The organism is Chryseobacterium hilariae (genome assembly GCF_051400735.1).
Lineage (GTDB): Bacteria > Bacteroidota > Bacteroidia > Flavobacteriales > Weeksellaceae > Chryseobacterium.
This window is the reverse complement of record NZ_JBLFFJ010000010.1, coordinates 1-21,303: the sequence shown is the minus strand read 5'-3', so window position 1 is coordinate 21,303 and position 21,303 is coordinate 1. Positions and strand designations below refer to the sequence as shown.

Below are 21,303 nucleotides of genomic sequence, written 5' to 3'. Positions count from 1 at the left end.
AATGAGTTTAATCTTTAGGTTGGTTTTCAGCAGCATAGTTCCTGAACTTCTGCAGGGTTTCATCGATCACATCGGCATTCACAAAGCCTTTGATGATCCGGTGTATTTCGTAGTTTTTTTCCTGGTCTTCCAGTTTTCTGAGGAATCCGATGTCGAGTACGCGGTTGATAGCGGTGTTGATCTTTTCCTGTTGTTTGGCTTCATCATTTACATTGGGCAAGAATACTTTCATCCGGTTGATGATTTCGTGTTCGCCGATGATGGAGCGCACCGAGCCACCCTGTGCATCGTGTTCGAGTAAGAATTTTCTCAGGACAATACAGACTAAAGAAGTCATGAAATTGAGCGATCGTTTTTCAGCTATTCTCGGCAAAGGTCTTTCGTCTTCTTCCCATTCCTTCTGGCGGAGAAAGGCGTAGCCTTCGCTCTTATCCAGAAAGAGCTCCAGCCCGATCGGGATAAAATATTTTTTGACATCGGGTTCATATTGCAGCAGGTTTTCCCAGGTTTCCTTCTGGTGGCTGTATACAATTCCTTTCAATAAAGCAATGAGGCTTGCAGAGTAACGGTATTCCATTTTTATCGGTTAAAGATGATGATAGGGGTTTGCATGCGATAGGTTTTTCCGGTGGATTTGTTTTCGATGATGTGATATTCGAATTGATCACGGTTGACGAAATGTTTACCTTCGTTAGTTGCGATTTGCATATAGCCTAATATTTCAGCAACGCCTTTGGTGGGTTTGTAATGGTTGAGCAACTCGGAAAGCGCAACCTGTGAACGGCTTTTCAAAAGGGTTTTCACATGATTTCGTAAGACTTCCACATCCACGTAAAACTGTTCAAACAGTAGGTCGGTATCAGCCGTAGCCACGCCATCGGCAATTTCGGTAGCTGCAAAGGTAACTTTAACCGGCGGATTGAAAAGAGGGCGGTCTATGGTAAAGGAGGGTTTAAAAACCTCATCAATTTCCATCCATGCGGCTTGCTGATCAAGCGTTTCTTTGTGCTCCAGCAGCAAGCTTTCCATTTCTTCGATGCTTTGGAGGATATGACGGCTTTCGGACAGGTTTTTTTGTTCCACAAATTTCCGGAGTTGCTCAATCAGGCCGTCGTTGCTTCGGTTTACTTTATCACCGGCATCCACCAGGTTGGTTTTGATACGATCTACAGTCTGTTCTTTTTTGATTTCGACAATCGCCGGGATGGCATTGATCTTATCCAGCAATTCTTCGAGTTCTTCCTGCATCTGCTCGCTCATCAGAAATTCCCAGAAAGCCTTAAAACTTTTTCCTTGATCGGTATTCCAGAGGAAATCCTGCTGCTGAAAAACATTATCGAGCAGATCTGCTTTTGCAAGATTGCTTTTGATGATGGTCTGGCGGGTCTGGCTATCCAATTCTCTGAAATTTTCTTCGACCTGCCGGAAATCGGATAACAAACGTTTCGCAGTTTCCTCGGCCAGAAAATAGTTTTCTTTCAGCTGGGTATCGGAAGGTTTCGCATAATTGCCCTGGCGGATCTGTTCGATTTCCTGATCAATTTTCCGGCGTTCTTCCTGTAACTGCTGGATGCGCTCATAAGGCCCGGAAGTGGTATTGACAATGCGCTGCAGCAGATCAAAAAACTGGATGAGCCGGCTGTGGGTGCCCACAAACTGTTGTTTATTCAGATCTTCGAGCCATTTTAACGCATTTTCCGTCGCCGGGGAAAGTTCGTACATGGGTTCGTCGGCCCTTTCATAATATCGACGAAGATACCCCTGTTCCGCCCATTTCTGTAAATAATCTACGGGTGCTTTCTGGTAATCCTCAATGCCCAGCCGTTGAAGCGAAAAGATGTAATCGCCCAGGATGCTTTGCAATTCGGTTTGCAGGTACGAAATCCTGTCCTGCTGCTTGAAGACGAGGTGGAAAAAGCTCACCAGCAGCGGAAAGTGTTCAGCCCGCAGGAGCTGAAGGGTTTTGTCGTTTTTGTAGAGGGAGAGCGCTTTTTCGTAGTTCATTTTTGGTAAGAATTCGGGGAGTTGTTGGAATTATTTTTTAGGATTAGACAAAATTGAACGGTTTCTTTTAATCTGATGGAGCGTTAATGATTGGTGATTACATGATAAATAAAAATTTAATTATTTATAATTTTCCGCGGTAAATGTATTATTTTCATTTCCAAATTTATCGTGTAGATTAACCCAAAATCTAGAGGGAGGATAAGGAAAGGTCTTTACACCATACTTAGTTTCCCTAGTAAATGACTCCGATCTCAGAAGGATACATGTTTGTTTTGCTCTGCTAATACAAACATAACAAAGTCTTTGATCTTCATTTAGCGCAATTTCATTACCTATATTTAAATAATATGGGAAGTTTCCTTCCTCCATTCCTAATAATATTACGGCCTCAAATTCTAATCCTTTTGAGCTATGCCGGGTTGTAATAGTGACCTCGTTTTCGGGAGATCCAAGATTTGCAAATCTTTTTATCTCTGCATCTTTTAAATTGCGTAAGTTAGCTTCGTCTAATAGCTTATTTAAATTATCAACTTCATTTGGATACATCTCAGAATTACTAAGCGTCTCTTTAAGCTCTAATTGGTTTATAATATGGCTTAACCATTCAAAACAATTATTACTTTCCAAACTATTAGCAAGTACTTTATAAAATCTTGTTTTTAAATATATTTCTTCTTTATCTTTCCTAGCATCATTATGATTATTTATTAATCTTCTCCAAAAATTAAACAATTCATCAAATGATTGTGTTTCTTTATCAATACTCCATTGGGCACAATCTTGTAACCATACAACAACTGCACTGTTTTCAAAACTCCATTTAACAATAAAGAAAGGGATTTCTTCTTGTTTCATAAAAGTTGCCATATGCTGAATTTGAGCATTAGAACTAGTTATAATTCCAATTTCATTTAGAGGAACACTTTTAGCTAACAAATTAGGAATTATCTTTTTTGCTACAATCTCATACTGAGGTTCCATCCCATTGTCACAAGTAATAAAAGTGAAATCAGCTATATCATCATTTCTTTTCCCTGCTATATATTTTGGATAAGGAGGAACTGGTTGCAATGCTTCAATGGAAGCGTCGATAATGTGTTGGGAGCTTCTATAATTTGAAACAAGATTAATAGTTTTTATATTATCATTTGACATTAGTTCCAATAAGAAATCTGGATACCCTCCGTTAAACCCATAAATAGATTGGTTTGTATCACCAACCGCATATAATTTTATTCCAGCGTTAAATACTAGTTCAAGCACCATTTCGTGTAATGCCTTACCTAAATCCTGGTACTCGTCCACTAATAGCCAAGGAAACTGACTTTTTAATGTTTCCCTAACATATTGCTGTTCATTTATGATTTTAGCAGATAAGTTGATAATGTTAATAAAATCTATAAACTCAGTCTCATTAATCTTAGCTTCATAAAGTTCCGCTCCTTTCGCAATGAGATCAGTTGTGCCCATTTGAACCATACTGCGACCTCTTAGGGAAAGGGACCTGTGTTTATTGATATCAGCCAGAGATAATTGACGAGAATCCTCAACATTCAGTTCCTTAAGTACAGAATTGTAGAGATTATCCTTTATATCATCTGGGATAATTTTAATCGGGTATGCTACATTATATTGGGGATATAGATGCGCAAAAGGTTGGATAACATGCAATAAACTAAAGCTATGAACTGTTCCTATAAAGTCTTTGTTAGTAGGAATATAACCGTAAGCCCTTAATCTTTTCTTAAGCTCTCTAACAGATTCTCTGCTGTAACTAATACAAGCTAGTCCAGACGGTTTATTAATATGGCTTTTAGCAAGCGTTACAGCTTTTAAAGTTAATACACGAGTCTTACCACTCCCCGGACCTGCAACAATTACAGAACTCTCCATTGATTGATAAGCTTCGTACTGTTTAGCATCTTTTTTTATCAGCTCTAAATCTTGAAAAAATTGACTATTCATAAGACTCATTAACCTTTTGAATAATTGCTTCAATACCTTTGCCTATATAATCCGGAACTAATTCTAGAATAAGTTCTTCAGCTAATCGCTGGGCAAAACGTCCTTTGCTAATATTTCCCTCGATCTTTTTAAGAGCAGACCAATAATCTTTATTATCAAGTGCTCCTTCAAAATTCTCTTGCATTTCATCTCCTCCCGGCTTGAGCTCATCGTATACGGTTTTGAGTATTTCAATTCCTTCATCGCCTGAATTGTTCATCATATCAACTTCAAGAGTATATTCTCCTATAAAACCTCCTTTATCTCTTATTTCTTCTTCCTCTAATGTAGAGCCGTCTGCTATTATTCTAAGCATAGTAAGAATATTTACAATATTCTCATTTCCTTTGTACCCCCAAGACCTACCTGTATTTTGATCCATTATATGATAAACACGTTTGGTCTTATGATTTCCGTCTTCATCTGTATGTTCTTCAATTTCATAATAATCTCCATCTGTAAATAGCACCCATGGAATATTTAGTGCTTTAAGTAATTGAATGTATGGCCTAAAATTCGTAGAGTCGATATTACATACTACAATCCCATAATTATCTAATGGTGTATCCATTAAATCTGCAGCAGCAGGAATAAAATATTCCTCTGTAATACCCTCAGCCAAAATAACTCCTTTGCCAAAATAAATTTCTCCCCGCTTCGCATCGATATAACGCTCTATATCCTTTTTTTCTTTATCATCAAGGGATAAATTAGCTGTTGAGAAAGCTTTACTGCTTTCACTTACTTTTCGAATATGGACAATATAGTTTAGTGGCGTTACAGATGTAATATAAGTTGAATGAGAGGTAAATATTACTGAAGTATTACTGTTATGCAATACCTCTCGATAGATCAACCGCTGTAATGTTGGATGTAAATGCGCTTCTGGTTCTTCTACCGCTAAAATTGTAAATGCCTGATGTTTATAATTATGTTCATTCATAAAATCATACAATGATTCAACCTTGCCATCTTCAATTTCTTGCTTCAAGATATAGTTTCCTTTATCACTTACTTCATATAGCTCTGCTAATAATCCACCTCCATCTTCGGCCGCTAATGATTCAAATTGGGCAGGTTTTATAATGGGCAATATAGTTTTGTCTTTTAAAAGGAGTAACATTAAAGAGATATAAAGAATATTGGCCAGGCCTAAGCTTAATTCCGAGACAGATCTTTCCTTTAATCCCATATATACCTGCAATGTATATAGCAATCTTTCAGTATCAATGTCGAATGTTCTTAATGTAATTTGGTGATCAGTATGTAATCCAGACAATGTAGTGAACTGATTCGTAAGGACATTTTTTATATGTTCAATTTCATCGAGTTCAAGAATTCCCTTCGCTGCATATTTCAAAGCGTTCGATATTTCTTCAAGATGTTCAGAAGATATTTCATACTGTTTGACAAGTTTATACAATGGAGAGTTTTTGTTTGCTTTTAATTCTCGTTCAACATCTCTCAATGCCTTTATAACATAAATATTAATATAATTGCGGTCTTCATTAGTAAATCTTTTTTCTTCATTATTCCCTTTAAATAACTCGTATTTATAATTAATGATATTACCGAATTCATCAACATTAGGCTTAAACTTATAGGTGAATCTAAGAGTTGGAGGAGTATCTGATATTACCGCATCTACAAACTGAGCCTTAAGTTTACTATTATGTTCATACCCCCTTATTTCAAGATTAATTTCGATTACCTCACCATTTTCCATAGGAGACTCAATACTCTCATGAAAATCTTCAGGAAGTAATTCTCGATCAGCATCGGAATAACTTTTATCCAAGATTAATTGGATTGCTCTTAAAAAATTTGTTTTCCCAACATTATTCTCTCCAATAATCACCTGTTTGTGATCCAAAGCCACATCCACATCCAAAAAGTTTCGAAAATTTTTTATTTGTACTCTTGATATGTATGGATTTTTAAATTGTGCCATATTCTTATTTGATTTTTATTTATGATTAACCTCCACCTTACTCCTGCCGCTCTGGTGCTTGCTCACTTTGATCTGCACCGGGATCCGTTCCGTCATTTCCTGGACGTGCGAGATCACACCTACTTTTCGGCCCTGGTTGTGCAGGCGTTCGAGGGCATCCATGGCGATGTTGAGTGTATTGGGATCCAGCGAACCGAAACCTTCATCGATAAATAAAGATTCCACTTTCATGCGGCTGGATGACAGCGAGGCAAGACCTAAGGCCAAGGCCAGCGACACCAGGAAAGATTCCCCACCCGAAAGCGAGTAAACCGTACGCACCTCATCGCCCATATCCTGATCCACCACCTGGAGGCCCAGCGATGCCGGAATGCGTTCGATCCGGTAGCGGTTGGTCAAGGCTTGCAAATGGATGTTGGCATAACCCAATAGCACATCCAGGGTATATTCCTGGGCAATCTGCCGGAATTTCTTTCCATCGGCCGAACCGATAATCTCGTTGAGCTTGGCCCAGTTTTCGGTGACGGTTGCCTGCATTGCGATACTTTGCAGCAGTTCGCCAATCCTGTTTTTATTGACTTCATCCTGTTGCAATCGGAAACTATTTTCTCCTTTTTTGTGTTTCTTTTCTTCCTCTTCCAATTTAGCCGCAGCGTTGAGGGAGATGAGTTCTTCGAATGGGATTTGCGATGCACCATTTTGCTGATGACGTGCTAAGGCCTGTTGCCGTTCCATAAGAATGCTGTTGGCTTTGGTCAGTTCTTCATCAATGGCCAGTAATGCCTTGCGTTCGCTGTCTATCCAGTTGTTGTCCAGTGCCAGCAAATTATGAAGTGCTTCGAGGCTGAGTGGCTGATCATTCTTTTGGTTATACGTCTTCAGCCAATCCAACAGATTCTGTGAAGTTTTCTGTATTGTGGCTTCCAGTGTGCTTAAGGCGGCCGTGAGTTCCTCCTGCCGTGTAAGGGCTTTGGTATGATCGATGGCCAGTTGTTGTTGTCTGGCTTTAAGTTGGTCAAATATTTCCTGGGCTTCGGTGATCGCCTGTTTCAATTGAAGTTCCTTGTCATCAGCGAGCTGCCCGGCAAACAGATCTTTACGTTGTTGACTCAGATCCAGGTACAATTCCTGTTGCGAGAGATTGATTTCCATTTTCCTTTCGGCTTCTGATGCCAGTGCTTTTGCCTGGTGTCCCATTTCTTTCAGAGTCGCTTCCAGGACAGCTTTTTCTCGAGTACATTGATCCAGTTTTTCGGTATGGGCTTTCCATTGTCCGGCAAAAGTTGTAATACCATCTGTAAATGTAGCAAGGGCAGCTTTCCAGTTTTCCATCCAGCCGGTTGTGGAGAAATATGACGAGAGAAGTACTTCAATTCCTTTCAAATGGGTCGCAGCTACTTCTTGTTCGCGTTTCACCTGGTTTTGCTGTTCCTGAAACAAGGACAGGTTGTTCTGAATATCTTTGATTTGATTCGCCAGGCCGTCGGTATTTTCCTTCAGCAGATCCATCACGTTTTTAGCCGTTTCCAACGCTTGTTTTTGGTCAGCGTAGGTTTGTAATTGGGTCAGCAGATCAGCTTGTTTTGTTTTAAAAGCCTGCAATTGGGTTTCGATCCAGGCTGCTTTTTCCGCATCGGTTATGGAAAGACTTTTTTTCGCCGCATCCGATTGTTCCCAGGCTTGTCTTTGGATCTCAAGGGCGGATTGTTTAGCCTGAAGATCTTCCTCTTGCCGTTGAATAGCGATTTGCAGGCGCTCGCATTCCTGCTCTAAGGCCTGATGTTTGCTATGGCTGGCCAGATAGATTTGCTCTTTTTCCTCATGGGCTTTTTCGAGTTGAGCCAAAATCTTTTCCAGTTGGGAATTTTCCACCACATAAGGATGGTGTGTGCTGCCACATACCGGGCAGGGTTCATGCTCGGTCAGTGCTTCCCTCAACGTTTCTACATTTTCTGCCGATGCCAGCCGGACCTGTTGCAGGAGTTGATCAGCCGTATCTCTTTCCGCCTTGATAACCGGCAGCTGTTGGTCCAGCTCTTGTAAAAGCACCTGTTTGTTTTGATGATCGGTTTGATCCTGTACTTGCTTCTGCTTTAAACTTTCGCATTCGGTCTGTGCATAATAGTACAGCTGCCATTGTGTCTGTGCCTTGATCAGCTCTTCTACCTGAACGTCAGTTTCAGTTTTATTGCGGTTCAGGGTTTCGATCGGAATGGCCAGTAATGCTTTGGATTGGGCATTGCAGCTTTTTTGTTGATCTTCCAAAGCCTGCAACTGCTGTTTCCACTGCTGCTCAATATTGGCTTTTTGGGCTTCGGTAGTTTGGATTTTATTCTGTAACTGTGCTAAACTTGTCGCAGCATTTTGCAGCGCTTCCAACAGTTTTTGGGCATCTTCCAGTTTGGAGAGGATGAGGTCTTTATTTTCGGCAACCGGCTTTCGGGCAGCTTGTTCAGTCTGCCATTGGCTGATGGTTTCTATTTCTCCCAGCAGTGCAGCAAATGCTTCCTCTTTATTTTTAAGTATAGCCTGATGTTGCTGGTTAACTTCATTTGCTTTCTGAGCCTCTTCTTTCAGCTGGCTGACCTGCTCTTTTTTCTCCGATAGCAGCGTATCGAGCTTCCTTGCTTTTTCCAGTAAGGGCTGCGCATCCGCAAAGGCTTTATGTTCAGCGGAAAGCTGATGGTGGGTTGCTATTAGTTGATTTTCAAGTGTTTCCTGTTGTACTTGCAGTGAAACCAGGGTTTCCTTTAAAGCAACCAGCAGGGTTGATTTATCGGTCTGTTGTGCTTGCGCCTGCTGTAAGGCATCTGCCCAGCTTCGGGTTTGCTGTGCCTGTTCGATCGCATGTAGTTTAAGGCTTCTCGGCAAAGCGGAAGTTTTGGTTTCAGCAGCTACTTGTAAGGCATTTTGCGCTTCATCGTTGCTTTGTTGAAAGTTGGCGAGTTGTTCGTACCATCCGATCCCGGCAGTGTATTTTTCGATCTCTGCTTCAAGGCTTTTGATCTGGCTTTCCAGCAGCTCCTGATCTGCAGATAGGGCTTGCCGTTCTTCATCACTCAGGGTAACAATACCTTCTTTACGGACATGGAGATCGCGTAGCTGTAATTCTTCGGCCTTGTATTTTTCAAAGATCTTCCGGGAGATTTCAGAATAAATATGGGTTCCCGTCAGCTTTTCGAGCAAAGAAGATTTCTCGTCACGGTTGGCTTTCATAAAAGCGGTAAAGTCGCCCTGCGCCAGCAGCACCGACCGGGTAAATTGCTCAAAATTCAAGCCGACCAATCGTGCGATTTCACTGAAGGTTTCCGCTTTTCTGCCGGGCATATCGACAGCGGTGCTGAGGTTTTTGAGCGTTACGGAATCAGACTGTATGCCTCCATCAGCACGGTTCCTAGCCCGTCTCACACTCCAGGTAGCGCGGTAGTTTTGCCCGTCAATTCCTCTGAAATCGACTTCGGCAAATCCATCAGCTGTGCCGTCGCGCAGAATGCCCCGCACATCGCCCTGGCTTAGAGTGCTGCCCTGTACATCTTGAATTTCAACACCTGTTTCCCTGGCCTGGAGATAACGGGGTGTTTTACCGTATAAGGCCAGGCATAAAGCATCCAGGATGGTTGATTTTCCAGCTCCGGTAGCTCCGGTAATGGCAAAGATCCCGGCAGAACATAAAGGCTCTTCCGTAAAGTTGATTTCGGTGACTCCTTCTAACGAAGCTAAATTTTTAATGCGTATGGCGAGGATCTTCATCTTATTCGGCTTTATGGTTTACTTCCTGCACCACCTGCTGAAAGAGCTGCAACAGATGATCAGGAACTTCGCTGTTGTATCGGGACTGGTAGACTTTGCCGAATACATCAAGCGGCTGCAGTTCATTCAGCTTTTCAGGTGTGATCAGCTTCGGTGTTTCTTTAGTTGAACTCGGATATTGGACATCGATTTTCGCAAGCCTGACGCCTTTACCGGCTAGTGCTGTTTCTACTATATGGCGCAAAGCGGGCTCAGGTCCTTCCAGCAAGACTCTCACTTGCAGATAAGGCAGGTTTTCCAGATTGGAATCGGCTGATGGCAATTGTTCCAAAAGGGAAATGACTTCATGCAAAGGCCTATATTGAAGCGGAGCCCTTTGCAGCGGCACAAACAGCGGGATTTCTACGGTTTTCAGATTGCTGATTTCCTGCTCAAGATTAAAAACAATCACCTGATGCTTGTAATGAATTTCGGAGAAAGACATCGGCAAGGGACTGCCCGAATAACGGATATGTTCCTTTCCACCAATTTTTTGTGCTTTGTGGATGTGTCCCAGCGCTACATATTTGATATCCTGATGAAAGGCCATGGCTGAAATGCATTCCACACCGCCCATGATCAGCCTTTCAGTTCTATCAAGATCAGTGACCTCTGCCTGTTGGGCATGCAGGTGTCCCATGGCAATGATGGGTTGGTCTTCCGATTTATGTTGTTCTGCATAGTTGAAAGCCTCCTGATATAAAACCGCCACACCTTCGGTATAAGGGTTGGCACAGTCAGCAATGGCCGGATAATCGCCCATACGCAGAAAAGGAATGGCCAGACACCAGGCTTTGATAGCTCCCGAAGCATCATTTATTTTAACAAGCAGTTTTTCGTAATCAATATTTCCCTCGGCATCTTTTTCTACTAAGCCGATAATATGAACATTAGAAGATTCCAGTAAAGGTTTCGGTGCTTCCAAACGTGCCGCCGAATCATGGTTACCTGCCGTAATGATAATTTGTAGACCTGGCAATACTGTTGTTGCCTGGTTGAGAAAACGATAAAACATCCGAACTGAGGCTGCAGATGGATTGGAACTATCGAAGATGTCGCCGCTGATCAGCAGTACTTCGATTTTTTCAGCTACTAAAGTTTCTACCAGCCAACTTAGAAACTGCTGGTGTTCATAACTGCGATCATATTCGTGAAACAGCTGACCAATGTGCCAGTCTGCAGTGTGTAAAAATTTCATAATACAGTTTTAGGACGGTTAGTCTGTATCTCAATAATTGGGGATACATGAAGACCTGACTTGCCTATTAATCTCCGGACAAATCATTCCATACTTTTGATGAAGCAGGTTGTTAAATTAAAGAGGATTGTGTATTTGGTTTTTCATGGTGAGAGTTATTAGTTGATGCAATTTAATAATTAATTCAAAACCACGACTAAAATTCAAGCAATTTTGCATGCTCTTCATAAATTCCTTAAGCTTTATCAAAATATCTGGCTAAACTACTTATATAAAACAAGATGGGTTTACGGAAAACAGTAAGGAAATGACGTATATTTTTATACGGAACATACTTTATAACTAGATCTTCCGGACCTACAGAATACTATCAATCTCCGTAGAGATCGCTCCTATCTCATCATCTGTAAGATTCTGTATAATAAAGTAACATTATGCTACTCAGGTATTTTTGTACTTTCCTGCATAAATGAGAAAGCTTAAGGGTTACTATTTCTAAATTTTAATTTTTTGCCTGTCTTCGCTTGCGTTCCGTTTGGTTGGTGGATCTTAAGATGTTTATTCTTAAATGCAACCACAACCACAGGATTTTGCGGACATGTTAGGCTGGGTGGAACTTTCCAAAAAAGTTGATGATGCTTATTTAGAAATGCCGGATTCTACCAATACTTTGGTGTTATGTGATAATTGGTCATGCGGAGCCATAAATTATTATTCAAAATGTGACATCCGTGCCGTATCGCTGAGTGCAGATTACATAAACTGGTTCAATTTTGATACGGAATACCAAAATTTGATCCGTGTGACAACATCTTGAGAGAGCGAAAATGAATGGAAGAAAACAGTTCCTTTTTTTGAAAAAGTTATAAAGGTTGATTCTCTTTCAAACAGATATACCAGAGAATATGGTACTGCTATACTTTCGTTTACGAAGGACAAAATAAACATTGATGAAGTGCTGAAAAGTGAAGTAGATAAGCTAAGGGTATTTGAAAAAGATAAGTAAGATGGCCAGATCATCTCAATGAACAAATTGAATCTCCGGCTGCACAAATAAAAACATAGGATACATTTAGAAATGTATCCTACCTATTCTTTTTAACATAACTATAGGTGAATTGCGACTTCCGGGATGGATAGATCCCAATTGGAAATTTCCGCTGTGATTAGATAGGGATTTTTTTCGCAATATCCCTTAAGAATTTCTTGTAGATTTCGAAGGTATTCGCTTGGATTGCTTTTATTTACGCTGATCAAGTCAATTGCTTAGGCTTTATTTAGATGCTTATCCTCCAACTATGATCCAATAGCTGGAAAATCATAACGAAAGTTTTATTTAAAACTTTTTCTGTATAGCATGCCTCAATCACAACTTGAAAAAAACATAGTGACCAAACATTGATCCTAGCAGAGAATTAAAGAGTAAAAATAATGCTTGAAGTATATAAAAACAGGATTAGTAAAAAACTACGAATGAGTATATTATCAGGGAATAATTACTAATCATCTGAGACTTTTCAAGCAATAAGTATCTGCTGCTATTATGGATACACACTGCAAAATGTTATATTATTTGAATACAACATGATGTACCTGTAGTCCAGACTTAGCAAAATATATTATTTTTACATTCATCAGAAATCGGACTATTCGTAAAAGATAATATTACGACGCTGAGCATTACCGGGAAAAAGATTAGGGAGTTAAGAGTGCAATATCTGTAAATATAGTACAACTCTACAGAAACGGACAATCATACAAAATTATCCTTTTTAATATGGAATAAAACTATGTTTTTGGTATTAAGAAAGGTTTTTCGCAATGGAAATTCAAACCCAATACTACTAAAAATTGAGTCAAAACTCCATTCATAATGTAAGTATATTAATATATAGCTTCAAAGATAAGACCGAAAGTTCCAGAATTTTTTGATCGATATCATAATGGCTGTTTGTAACTGAAAACCATACATATTAATGATCAATTTATACAATTGTGATTCACATCATAAACGTAACGTCATTTATTCTCTAAGTTTGGAATAACAAATTCGTCATTATATTATTTTAAGCTATTATAATCGGTATAAAAATATAATGACACACAAATTTCATTAATCTTTAAGATTTATTATGACTCCCGCAGGCAGATTACTCATCATAGGAAATACCAGAGACAAAACGGATGAAGGAGAAACTGGAAATAATCATTCTGACCGCTTTAATGTTGCTCCGGAGTTTCTGAATGTTTTGACTTCAAGAAAAGATGACCGGATCGAGATCATCACATCAGCTTGTTTACCATCAGCTGATTTCCGAAAAGAATGCAGTGACAGTTTAGGCCGTATGGGATTCAGCAATTATGGTTTTCTGCATATAAAAAATCATCTGGATGAAAAGCATTGTTTGGAACGTTTATTAAAAGCAAAAACAGTCCTTTTTGTTGGTGAACAGTTTCGGATTTACAGTATCCTGAAAAATTCTGCCGTGATACGTCTTTTGTACAAGAGATATCTGTACGAAAGTCATTTCACCATTGCCGGTCTGTGTCTGGGAGCCCAATGTATTCCTGGAATTATGATGCTTGAGGGTGAAAATAATATGATAAATCTTGAGCCGGGGTTGGGCTTTATTAACCACTGTATTATAGACACACAGTATCAGACTGCCCATTTTAAACGGCTTGCTTTAACAGCTATAAAACATCAGCAGTTCCTAGGAATAGGAATGGCAGAAAACACTGCATTGATTATCGAAAAAGGATACCTGGCAACCTGCAAGGGGAGCGGGACTATTATGGTGATAAATGCTAGACATATTAAAAAGACAGATCCTGATTACAGGCCGGATTTTATCTATCCGAAAAATCTTAAGGGTCATATTCTGATTGATGGATGCAAAATCAATCTTAAAAGTGGTGATACCATATCATAAATAAAACATTAACACTTCTCTTATATAGGGGGTAAATATAAAAAACAAGCTATGAATCCAAAAGGAAAATTATTAATAATTGGTGGTAAAGAAGATAGAAAAGGAACAGAAGTAAAGATGGAAAATATCAATGATGATTTTTCACCACACGAGATTCTCAAGCTTCTTGTTCAATCGAAAGATGATCGCATCGAAGTAATTACTACCGCAAGTTCTGAACCAGAAAGTATGAAGGAAACCTATCAGAAAACATTCACAGAAATCGGATATACAAATTTTGGTTTCCTGGATATCTCTGACCAGCAAATTCACACAGATTATCATTTAAAAAGAATAGCTGATGCCAAAACAGTTTTTTTCACAGGCGGCGACCAGAACAAAATATGTGAAGAACTTAAAATGTCAGTCGTGAACAATATTCTTTTGGAAAGATACATAAACGATAGGGATTTTATGATTTCAGGAACAAGTGCAGGTGCCATGTGTATGCCTGAAATCGTCATTGCTGAAGCAGTTAATGGCGAAGCTATTGTGGATCATGACATTAAACTGCGTACAGGTCTCGGATTGATCAATAACTGTATTGTGGACACGCATTTTGTACATCGCGGAAGGTTTGGAAGGTTAGCTCATGCAGCCGTACTATACCCAGAGCATTGGGGAATTGGATTAGGTGAAGATACAGCCTTATTGATCGAAAACGGAAATACTGCAATCTGTAAAGGTTCGGGAATGGTTGTTATAATAAGTGCAAAGAACATGAATCAAACTAATATAAATTCTGTAAAGGATGGCGATCCGGTGTATGCCGAAGGTCTTAAAGTACACCTCATGACAGACGGATGCCACATCGATCTAATCACTGGTGAGATGGATGGTAGCCAGGTTTAGATCTTTCGATACTATACAAGGTTCTGTGTTCGGCTCCCACTGATTTGATCAAAGTTATTCTTTAAAATTAAATTATGCAGCTTAGATCTGACACTGAAAATTTGGCATCAAAAGTACGGAAGGAGAGATGTTGGATCCAGTGCTATTCTGGTTGCATGTATAAGTTGTAAAGCTTGTGTTCTCTGTCCCAACGGAGCTGCCATGCTATTAGTATGAGTTAGGGTTTCATATTTTGTACCACTTTCTCAGGACAGCTTGAAGCAAAAAAGATGTGCTCTAAATATGGTACAGACTATGAATGATGAAGGATTTGCAAACTGCTATGTACTTTGCGTTTGTGAAATAAAATGGCACCCCTGAACAATAATACCTAAATCAACAGAGAACATATGTCTGTCTGGATTCGTAGGAAAGGATAACCGGGACACTATATAAATAAAACTTACAGTCGAAATTTCAACGGCTGTCTGTCGCTCTATGTTTTAATAGCTCTGACCGTAGTTTTTACCGGAAGCCTTGGATACTGCTGGATACTTTTTCTGACAGCATTAAAGAGAATAAAAATTTTGTCACAAAAATAGTTCCAGTCACAAAATACTTATTCTTTATAGTGAATAGCTTTATCTATTTCTATAGGATTATTATATCTTCTGATCACCTCCTGCATATTTTTAGTCTGATTAGTCAGTTCATCAATAGTATGTATTTCCTTGCCGTTGATATTAATCTTTAAGTCGGTATTTGTTTTGCTGAAGTTATTTCTCTCAAAAGCAAAGGGATCATTGTAGAAATTTATAAGCAGCTTATATTTCTGTTTTTCATTAATAGGTATTGCTTTATTTCCGAAGTTTGACTCTACAAAATTATCAGTAGAATAAGTGCCTGTAAGCTCCTGGCTTATTATTAAATTATATATAAAATTCTTTCGGGAATCTGTAAGCTCAAAAATAAGTCCCGGCAGCCCGCGGAATTTATAAGGCCCTTCATTGAAAGGAATGTCTTTACAAAACCAGGCAGTCCATTTACGTCCTCCAAATTGGGTAACGGCTTTTTGAAGGGTATAACTTTCCATTTTTTTTACCTCATCCGAAATAGTCCAACTGATTTTATCATTTGTTTTATAAGAATAATATCCTTCTTTAATCGCAATGAAATTTATATTATCAAAAGTATTGATTTTTCGCTTTACGATCTGTCCCGACATATCAGTATAGCTATTGTTCGTGCCGAATCTTTTATTTAAAGAATCAGTTATCATTAAATTGTGTCCGTAAAACTTGACCTCCTTTGGACTAATATCCAGAAACATATTCAGTTTTTCATAACCTGCTTCTGTCGAATCCATTTTGTACTGTAGTTCATAAATAAACCTATGAGTCTGAGAGTGGACAAATACGATCATGAATAATGCTGATAGAGAAAAAATAGGGTTCACAAATTAATTACTTTAAGTTAAAAACATGGAAAATTTAAGAACCGTCATTAAATGCGCTGTAGTTTTTAGATTGTTACTATAATGCCAGACGGTAATACACTTACAGATAAAGTGTTTAATAATTTTTTATAAGGCATCAGTCTTTTGAATCTTTTAAATTGCTTCCATCTCTGTACCGTCTAACCAAACTGACGCTTTTACCATTTTCCACGTTTATCTTAATATGTATATACGGGATTTCTAAAATATGAAAAGTATCGACGGTTAATGGAATCAACTTGTACTTAGGCTCGCCAGATCGTTGAACATATAATTCTCCTTTTTCATAAGTCAATTTTCTAATTCCGCCTGCATAGCTCCCTGTGTAAGATTTCAGAGTTGCCTCTGGTATAATGACAGGCTTAATATGTGCTTTCAGAGCCGCCAGTGCCCATGTAGTGCTTCGATTTTCAGCTTGCCCTTTCAGCAGACCTTCTAAGGCGGCTATGTGAGCAACAGTCATTGCTTCTTTTTCCGGTACGGTAATATGTGGTAATATGCCGGTTCCTTCCCAGTCTGTATTTGTGACTGGATCTATGGATCTGGCATAGGGAACGAAAATGGTAAATCTGTCGGTAAGCATTTGGTGATGGACCGGATGAGCTCCGCCACCTGTGACCTGGCCGACCAGTATGGCTCGTTTGCGATTCTTCAAAAAATAACACAAGCTTTCAGCTGCTGAAAAAGTAGCTGGACCGACTAGCAGATACAAGGGTTTATCTATCATGCGCCTGCCAGATACGTAGGGTAGTGTCCAGTCTTGTCTGTGCTGGTTATCTTCTCTTGAGTAGACATCTGCAATCATAATAGGTTTGGAATCAAAAAAGTAACTGGCAACCAGTTGTACCAAATCTCCACGCCCTCCACCGTTCTCGCGTAAATCAATAATGAGTGCGTCAGTATTGGCCAGGAAATTCATAGCTGAGGTTACTGTTTCACCTCCCATTGCAGGGTCGTAAAACCTTGTGAGATTTAGATAGCCGATGTTGCCATCCAGTATATTCACGGTTTTAAATCCAAAATTATCGGCACGTGCGTTGGGGAAATCCCGGCTCGCCAGATCCAAACTGTCCTTTTTAGTCATTGCTTTTTTACTGGCTTGCACCCAGGCAGGGTCAAAGGTAATGTTGATATGTCGATCCTGTGATACATTTTCTAGGTCCATTGCAAGTTTGCTTGCATATTGCGCGGGATCGGTAATAGCATCGTAATCTCCATTATTGTATTTAGCCGAAAGCATCGTAACCATTTTCTGGGCTACCTCCGGAAATATGTAGATATCTTTAAGTTTCTTGCTAACGGAATCGATAACAAGCTTTTTCTCTGCAGCCATCAATTCAGTGGCAGGCTTCTGAGCATATAGTGTCAGGCTGAAAGGCAATAACGCCAAAATAAGTATTAAGAAATGGATTCTTCTGTGCATGTCGGTTGTATCAAAAAGTTGACTTTATTGGAAAACCAGCAGCTGTCTTAGTGCTGTTTCTGGAGCAATATTAATCTAAAAAACAGTCTGGACTGTTCGGGTGGATATATTCGAACAGATTTTACTTTCCGCTACTAATGCTGGCGTATTCTGTAGGTGACATTCCAGTCCACTTTTTAAAAGCGGTATTAAAAGCAGTCTTTGAGTTAAAGCCGGAAGCAAAAGCAATTCCGACCATATTGAATTTTTTTGCTTCACCAGAAGTCAGTATTCGTTTTGCATGTTCCACCCTTTTACTATTAATAAAATTATAGAAATTGCTGCCGGTCACTTCATTGATCAGATAAGAAGTATCGTGAACACTGATCCCGAGCTTACCTGCCAAAACCGGAAGACTCAGTTCATTATCCAGGAAAATATTTTCCTCAGAAATTAACCTGTTCAACTCCTCCGACAATTCAGCTAGCTTAGATTTACAAAGCCGTTCTTTTTTTGGCGCGCGCTGTAGAGGAGAGTCAAAAAATGGTATTTTGTCGTACTGTACATTTGTCTCAAAAACAACTTTCTGTCTGAATGAAAAACTGGCCAGAAAAAAAACAGCGCTTGTATATATGATAGGCATTGCTTTGAGCATCTGAGGCTGTCCAATCAAAGCATCGTTGATCCAGAAAAGCAGTACAAAAGTTAAAGTTAATAAAAAATACATAAGCCAGTTCAGACTTATTCCCGATGTAGCAACAGATATGTTACGTAGGTTTTTCTTATAGCGGACCAAGGCAAGATAACTCAAAATGATATATACTGCGAGTTGCAGAGGCAAAATATCACGGACAAGAAAGTTCGTGGAACTGATGCTAAACAGCTTCATGGTTATCAGATTCCTGTTGTCAAACGAGCCCAGTAATGTGATTCCAACAAAAATGATAAATGGCAAAAAATGCAAGAGATCTTTTTTTCCAAAAGATTTAGTAGAATCAACAAAATATAAAGTACTAAGTAAAATACTGGGTGCCATAATAAATTGCAGGGCATTATGACCAATCTTAAGATAAATAAAGCGATATGCAAACTCTCCAAGGCTGATTTCAAGAAATGAACTTCCCATCATAAAGACAAACAAAGCAAGCCATCGGTTGGCTTTTAGGTTCTCTCCGAGAGGATAGAAAATAAGTATAAAACTTAATAGCAGGCAAGTGCCACCAGAAAAGGACATCAGGAAAGCATTCATGTGCAGCAATATTAAAAAGATTCCTGAATAAATGTACAAAATTTAAGTATTATAGAAAAAGAACCTGTACAATAGTGCTTTAACTGCTCAAACTACATAAAAAAACTTCTTAATACATTTTTAAAGATATTCAACTAATGCCCCAACAGAAATTAAAAGAAGAAGAGACTTCTGTTCAGATGGATAAATGCGAACATTCGGGTTTGGCCCGCTTGATAAGTTTGTAGCTAAAATTATAACAATATGAAAAATAAAATTTATATCTGTTTTTTAATGCTCTCATGTTTCACAAATTCTGTAAAAATGATTGCCTGTACTATATTTATGGCCAATGATGGGAAACATGTATGGGTTGGGAACAATGAAGATGAGGTATCTTCACTTACTTACAGGTTATGGTATTATCCAACTGTGAAAACACATTATGGTTATATGATCTGGACTGAACTTTCGGCTGATGTGAAACTGAACAGCATAATGTATAAGAACCCTCAAGGAGGTATGAATGAATATGGTCTGTTTATGGATTATACTGCAATAGATGAAATCCCAGCTATAAATGATCCGAATAAGCAAGACAGAAGTGAAGAGGTAGTTACAGATGTGCTTAGGAGATGTAAAACAGTAGGGGAAGCCATAAATTACATTTCACAGTTTAATCTTGTGCGATTAACCGCAGCCCAATTATTTATTGGTGATGCCGGCGGAGACTATGCTATTATTCATGGGAGCTATATCATACGGCGAACAAGCAGAAATTTTGCAATTACCAATTATGCTCTGAATAATAATTATTATGAGCCTTGCTGGCGAAGAGACACTGCAATTAAATATTTGGCTGAAGATAGAATATATCATTTAAAGAACGTGACTTTCCTGTTGGAAAAAACCGCACAGAAAAAGCCTGGTGACATCATCACCAATTATTCAATGGCTGCTGACCTATGCTCCGGGAAAATCCATTTGTATTATAAAGGTGATTTTTCAAGGCCGATTACCATTTCCTTAAAAAAGGAATTAAATCGAGGGATACACCATCTGGATATGGCTAGTTATTTTTCCCATTAGAAATATTACGGAATCCAGAACAGTGGTCGTAGCATGATCTTCTTTAGTGCAAAGAAGTTTGAATTCCCTGATTGCAAGTTTTAAGTATTATATTTCACTGCTAATGCTCAGTGACAAAGTTGACAATCTCGTGATTCGCAAAAATATATAAATACCGATATAATTATATACGTATCAAGGAGGTAATCATAAAGTTTTTTCAGATGTAGCTCGGTTAATCGATGCAATAGACTTTCAAATCGCGGGTACAACTTTGATATTAAATGTTGGTTATAAAGTGAACACATATGATATCTGGGCTGATTATGACGGGAATCATAAAAGGATATGATTGTAATTCTTAATTTTGGGAATAATAGGAACTATGAGATAATATGAAAATATAGTCGAGATGATGCCTATAACAGAGGATTTACTAATAAAATTTGGCGCGGAATTCGTTAATTATAAGAAAAACGAACCACTGTTCAGTGAAAATTTGCCGGTAAGCAAATATTTCCAAATTAGTCAGGGATGTGTGAAGGTGATTAATTATAGGGATGGTAAAGAAATAATTCATGCTGTCTTATCAAAAGGTGACGCTGTTGGTGAAACATTTTTGTTTTGTACAGAGGCTTATTCAGTGGGAGCAATTGCATTGGAAGACTCCATAGTTTTACAGCTCGATAGATCAGTTTACCATGAATTAATAAAACGATATCCTGACCTGTTAATAGCATTGTATAAGCAGTCTGCCCGACGACTGCATTATGCTTATTTATTGCATAGTATTTGCTTTTCTAATCCTAGAAGTAGAATTTTAACAATCTTAAATGATCTTAAAGCAGGCCAGCAAGACCATAAAGCATATTCCTATCAAGTTCCACTTACCCCGGCAGCAGATTGCATCTATGACATGCCTGCGAGTGGAAACAGTTGTAAGAGCTATCAAACTGATGGAGAAAGAAAGCACATTAAAGATCATGAATGGAAAATTGCTTTATTAGGTACATTTACTTGTTAACTAACAAAATAAGAAATCTATCTATATCGATAATAAAAATTATTTTCGATATCGAAAAATTTGTTCTCCATCATTGTGTTTTCCAGGGTTTCAAGAGGTATAAATAATTATTAAACAGTAAAGGCAGTTTTGTTATAAAATTTAAAAGTACACTGAAAAGTGTACTTTTTTATGTAAATAAAACATATGCTCAAGATTAATAAGTTCAATTGCAAAAGATATTGATAATTAATGACTTATAATGCCACTTTCTAATATAAATAAACTAACTTGCTAAAGTTCTCTATTCATGAACACTTTTTGAATGTTAATTAACGAAGAAATATTATACCAA

The 21,303-nt window shown here is 38.6% G+C and carries 14 protein-coding genes; 5 read left to right on the top strand and 9 right to left on the bottom strand.

Annotation, left to right across the window (positions count from 1 at the left end):
- Positions 1-7: 7 nt before the first annotated feature.
- The 6 genes from ACMGDK_RS19515 to ACMGDK_RS19490 form a co-directional block, all read right to left on the bottom strand.
- On the bottom strand, positions 8-577 hold the full coding sequence (locus tag ACMGDK_RS19515) for a DUF4194 domain-containing protein (protein ID WP_436809478.1): 570 nt from the start codon (positions 575-577) through the stop codon (positions 8-10).
- Positions 578-579: 2 nt separating this feature from the next.
- Positions 580-2,004 carry a DUF3375 domain-containing protein gene (locus ACMGDK_RS19510; RefSeq protein ID WP_436809477.1) on the bottom strand — a complete coding sequence of 475 codons (1,425 nt, stop codon included), beginning with the start codon at positions 2,002-2,004 and terminating at the stop codon, positions 580-582.
- Positions 2,005-2,124: 120 nt separating this feature from the next.
- The gene (locus tag ACMGDK_RS19505) at positions 2,125-3,972 is read right to left on the bottom strand and encodes a UvrD-helicase domain-containing protein (protein ID WP_171006262.1); all 1,848 of its coding nucleotides are present in this window, start codon (positions 3,970-3,972) and stop codon (positions 2,125-2,127) included.
- Entirely contained in the window at positions 3,965-5,962 is a 1,998-nt protein-coding gene (locus tag ACMGDK_RS19500) for an ATP-dependent nuclease (RefSeq protein ID WP_436809476.1), read from the bottom strand. Before ACMGDK_RS19500 ends, ACMGDK_RS19505 begins: the two co-directional genes overlap by 8 nt.
- Positions 5,963-5,977: 15 nt before the next feature.
- Entirely contained in the window at positions 5,978-9,712 is a 3,735-nt protein-coding gene (locus ACMGDK_RS19495) for an AAA family ATPase (RefSeq protein ID WP_436809475.1), read from the bottom strand.
- 1 nt (position 9,713) lies between these two features.
- On the bottom strand, positions 9,714-10,949 hold the full coding sequence (locus ACMGDK_RS19490; RefSeq protein ID WP_436809474.1) for an exonuclease SbcCD subunit D: 1,236 nt from the start codon (positions 10,947-10,949) through the stop codon (positions 9,714-9,716).
- Positions 10,950-11,517: 568 nt separating this feature from the next.
- On the opposite strand from ACMGDK_RS19490, the gene ACMGDK_RS19485 reads away from it, so the two are divergent.
- The 3 genes from ACMGDK_RS19485 to ACMGDK_RS19475 all read left to right on the top strand — a co-directional run bounded on the left by ACMGDK_RS19485 (position 11,518) and on the right by ACMGDK_RS19475 (position 14,773).
- On the top strand, positions 11,518-11,766 hold the full coding sequence (locus ACMGDK_RS19485; RefSeq protein ID WP_436809473.1) for a hypothetical protein: 249 nt from the start codon (positions 11,518-11,520) through the stop codon (positions 11,764-11,766).
- A gap of 1,315 nt (positions 11,767-13,081) precedes the next feature.
- Complete coding sequence (locus ACMGDK_RS19480; RefSeq protein WP_436809472.1) at positions 13,082-13,882, top strand: cyanophycinase; 801 nt, start codon at positions 13,082-13,084, stop codon at positions 13,880-13,882.
- Between the two features lie 51 nt (positions 13,883-13,933).
- The gene (locus tag ACMGDK_RS19475) at positions 13,934-14,773 is read left to right on the top strand and encodes a cyanophycinase (protein WP_436809471.1); all 840 of its coding nucleotides are present in this window, start codon (positions 13,934-13,936) and stop codon (positions 14,771-14,773) included.
- A gap of 598 nt (positions 14,774-15,371) precedes the next feature.
- Here the strand turns inward: ACMGDK_RS19475 and ACMGDK_RS19470 are convergent.
- From ACMGDK_RS19470 to ACMGDK_RS19460, 3 genes are all read right to left on the bottom strand, one after another.
- Positions 15,372-16,208 (bottom strand): GLPGLI family protein, encoded by an 837-nt coding sequence (locus ACMGDK_RS19470; RefSeq protein WP_436809470.1) that lies wholly within the window; start codon positions 16,206-16,208, stop codon positions 15,372-15,374.
- Between the two features lie 136 nt (positions 16,209-16,344).
- Positions 16,345-17,670 carry a S41 family peptidase gene (locus ACMGDK_RS19465; RefSeq protein WP_436809469.1) on the bottom strand — a complete coding sequence of 442 codons (1,326 nt, stop codon included), beginning with the start codon at positions 17,668-17,670 and terminating at the stop codon, positions 16,345-16,347.
- A 121-nt stretch (positions 17,671-17,791) separates the two neighbouring features.
- Positions 17,792-18,898 (bottom strand): helix-turn-helix domain-containing protein, encoded by a 1,107-nt coding sequence (locus tag ACMGDK_RS19460; protein WP_436809468.1) that lies wholly within the window; start codon positions 18,896-18,898, stop codon positions 17,792-17,794.
- Between the two features lie 303 nt (positions 18,899-19,201).
- On the opposite strand from ACMGDK_RS19460, the gene ACMGDK_RS19455 reads away from it, so the two are divergent.
- Positions 19,202-19,966, top strand: a complete 765-nt coding sequence (locus ACMGDK_RS19455; protein ID WP_436809467.1) for a C45 family peptidase — start codon at positions 19,202-19,204, stop codon at positions 19,964-19,966.
- Positions 19,967-20,357: 391 nt separating this feature from the next.
- Positions 20,358-20,969: a Crp/Fnr family transcriptional regulator gene (locus ACMGDK_RS19450; protein ID WP_436809466.1), complete on the top strand. Its 612-nt coding sequence runs from the start codon at positions 20,358-20,360 to the stop codon at positions 20,967-20,969.
- The last annotated feature ends 334 nt before the right edge of the window (positions 20,970-21,303 follow it).

Excerpts from the sequence above, each read along its gene's own strand:
- ACMGDK_RS19460 (WP_436809468.1), bottom strand. The coding sequence starts at position 18,898 with ATGAATGCTTTCCTGATGTCCTTTTCTGGTGGCACTTGCCTGCTATTA.
- ACMGDK_RS19455 (WP_436809467.1), top strand. The coding sequence starts at position 19,202 with ATGATTGCCTGTACTATATTTATGGCCAATGATGGGAAACATGTATGG.
- ACMGDK_RS19475 (WP_436809471.1), top strand. The coding sequence starts at position 13,934 with ATGAATCCAAAAGGAAAATTATTAATAATTGGTGGTAAAGAAGATAGA.
- ACMGDK_RS19510 (WP_436809477.1), bottom strand. The coding sequence starts at position 2,004 with ATGAACTACGAAAAAGCGCTCTCCCTCTACAAAAACGACAAAACCCTT.
- ACMGDK_RS19490 (WP_436809474.1), bottom strand. The coding sequence starts at position 10,949 with ATGAAATTTTTACACACTGCAGACTGGCACATTGGTCAGCTGTTTCAC.
- ACMGDK_RS19485 (WP_436809473.1), top strand. The coding sequence starts at position 11,518 with ATGCAACCACAACCACAGGATTTTGCGGACATGTTAGGCTGGGTGGAA.
- ACMGDK_RS19515 (WP_436809478.1), bottom strand. The coding sequence starts at position 577 with ATGGAATACCGTTACTCTGCAAGCCTCATTGCTTTATTGAAAGGAATT.
- ACMGDK_RS19495 (WP_436809475.1), bottom strand. The coding sequence starts at position 9,712 with ATGAAGATCCTCGCCATACGCATTAAAAATTTAGCTTCGTTAGAAGGA.
- ACMGDK_RS19480 (WP_436809472.1), top strand. The coding sequence starts at position 13,082 with ATGACTCCCGCAGGCAGATTACTCATCATAGGAAATACCAGAGACAAA.
- ACMGDK_RS19505 (WP_171006262.1), bottom strand. The coding sequence starts at position 3,972 with ATGAATAGTCAATTTTTTCAAGATTTAGAGCTGATAAAAAAAGATGCT.
- ACMGDK_RS19500 (WP_436809476.1), bottom strand. The coding sequence starts at position 5,962 with ATGGCACAATTTAAAAATCCATACATATCAAGAGTACAAATAAAAAAT.
- ACMGDK_RS19465 (WP_436809469.1), bottom strand. The coding sequence starts at position 17,670 with ATGCACAGAAGAATCCATTTCTTAATACTTATTTTGGCGTTATTGCCT.
- ACMGDK_RS19450 (WP_436809466.1), top strand. The coding sequence starts at position 20,358 with ATGATGCCTATAACAGAGGATTTACTAATAAAATTTGGCGCGGAATTC.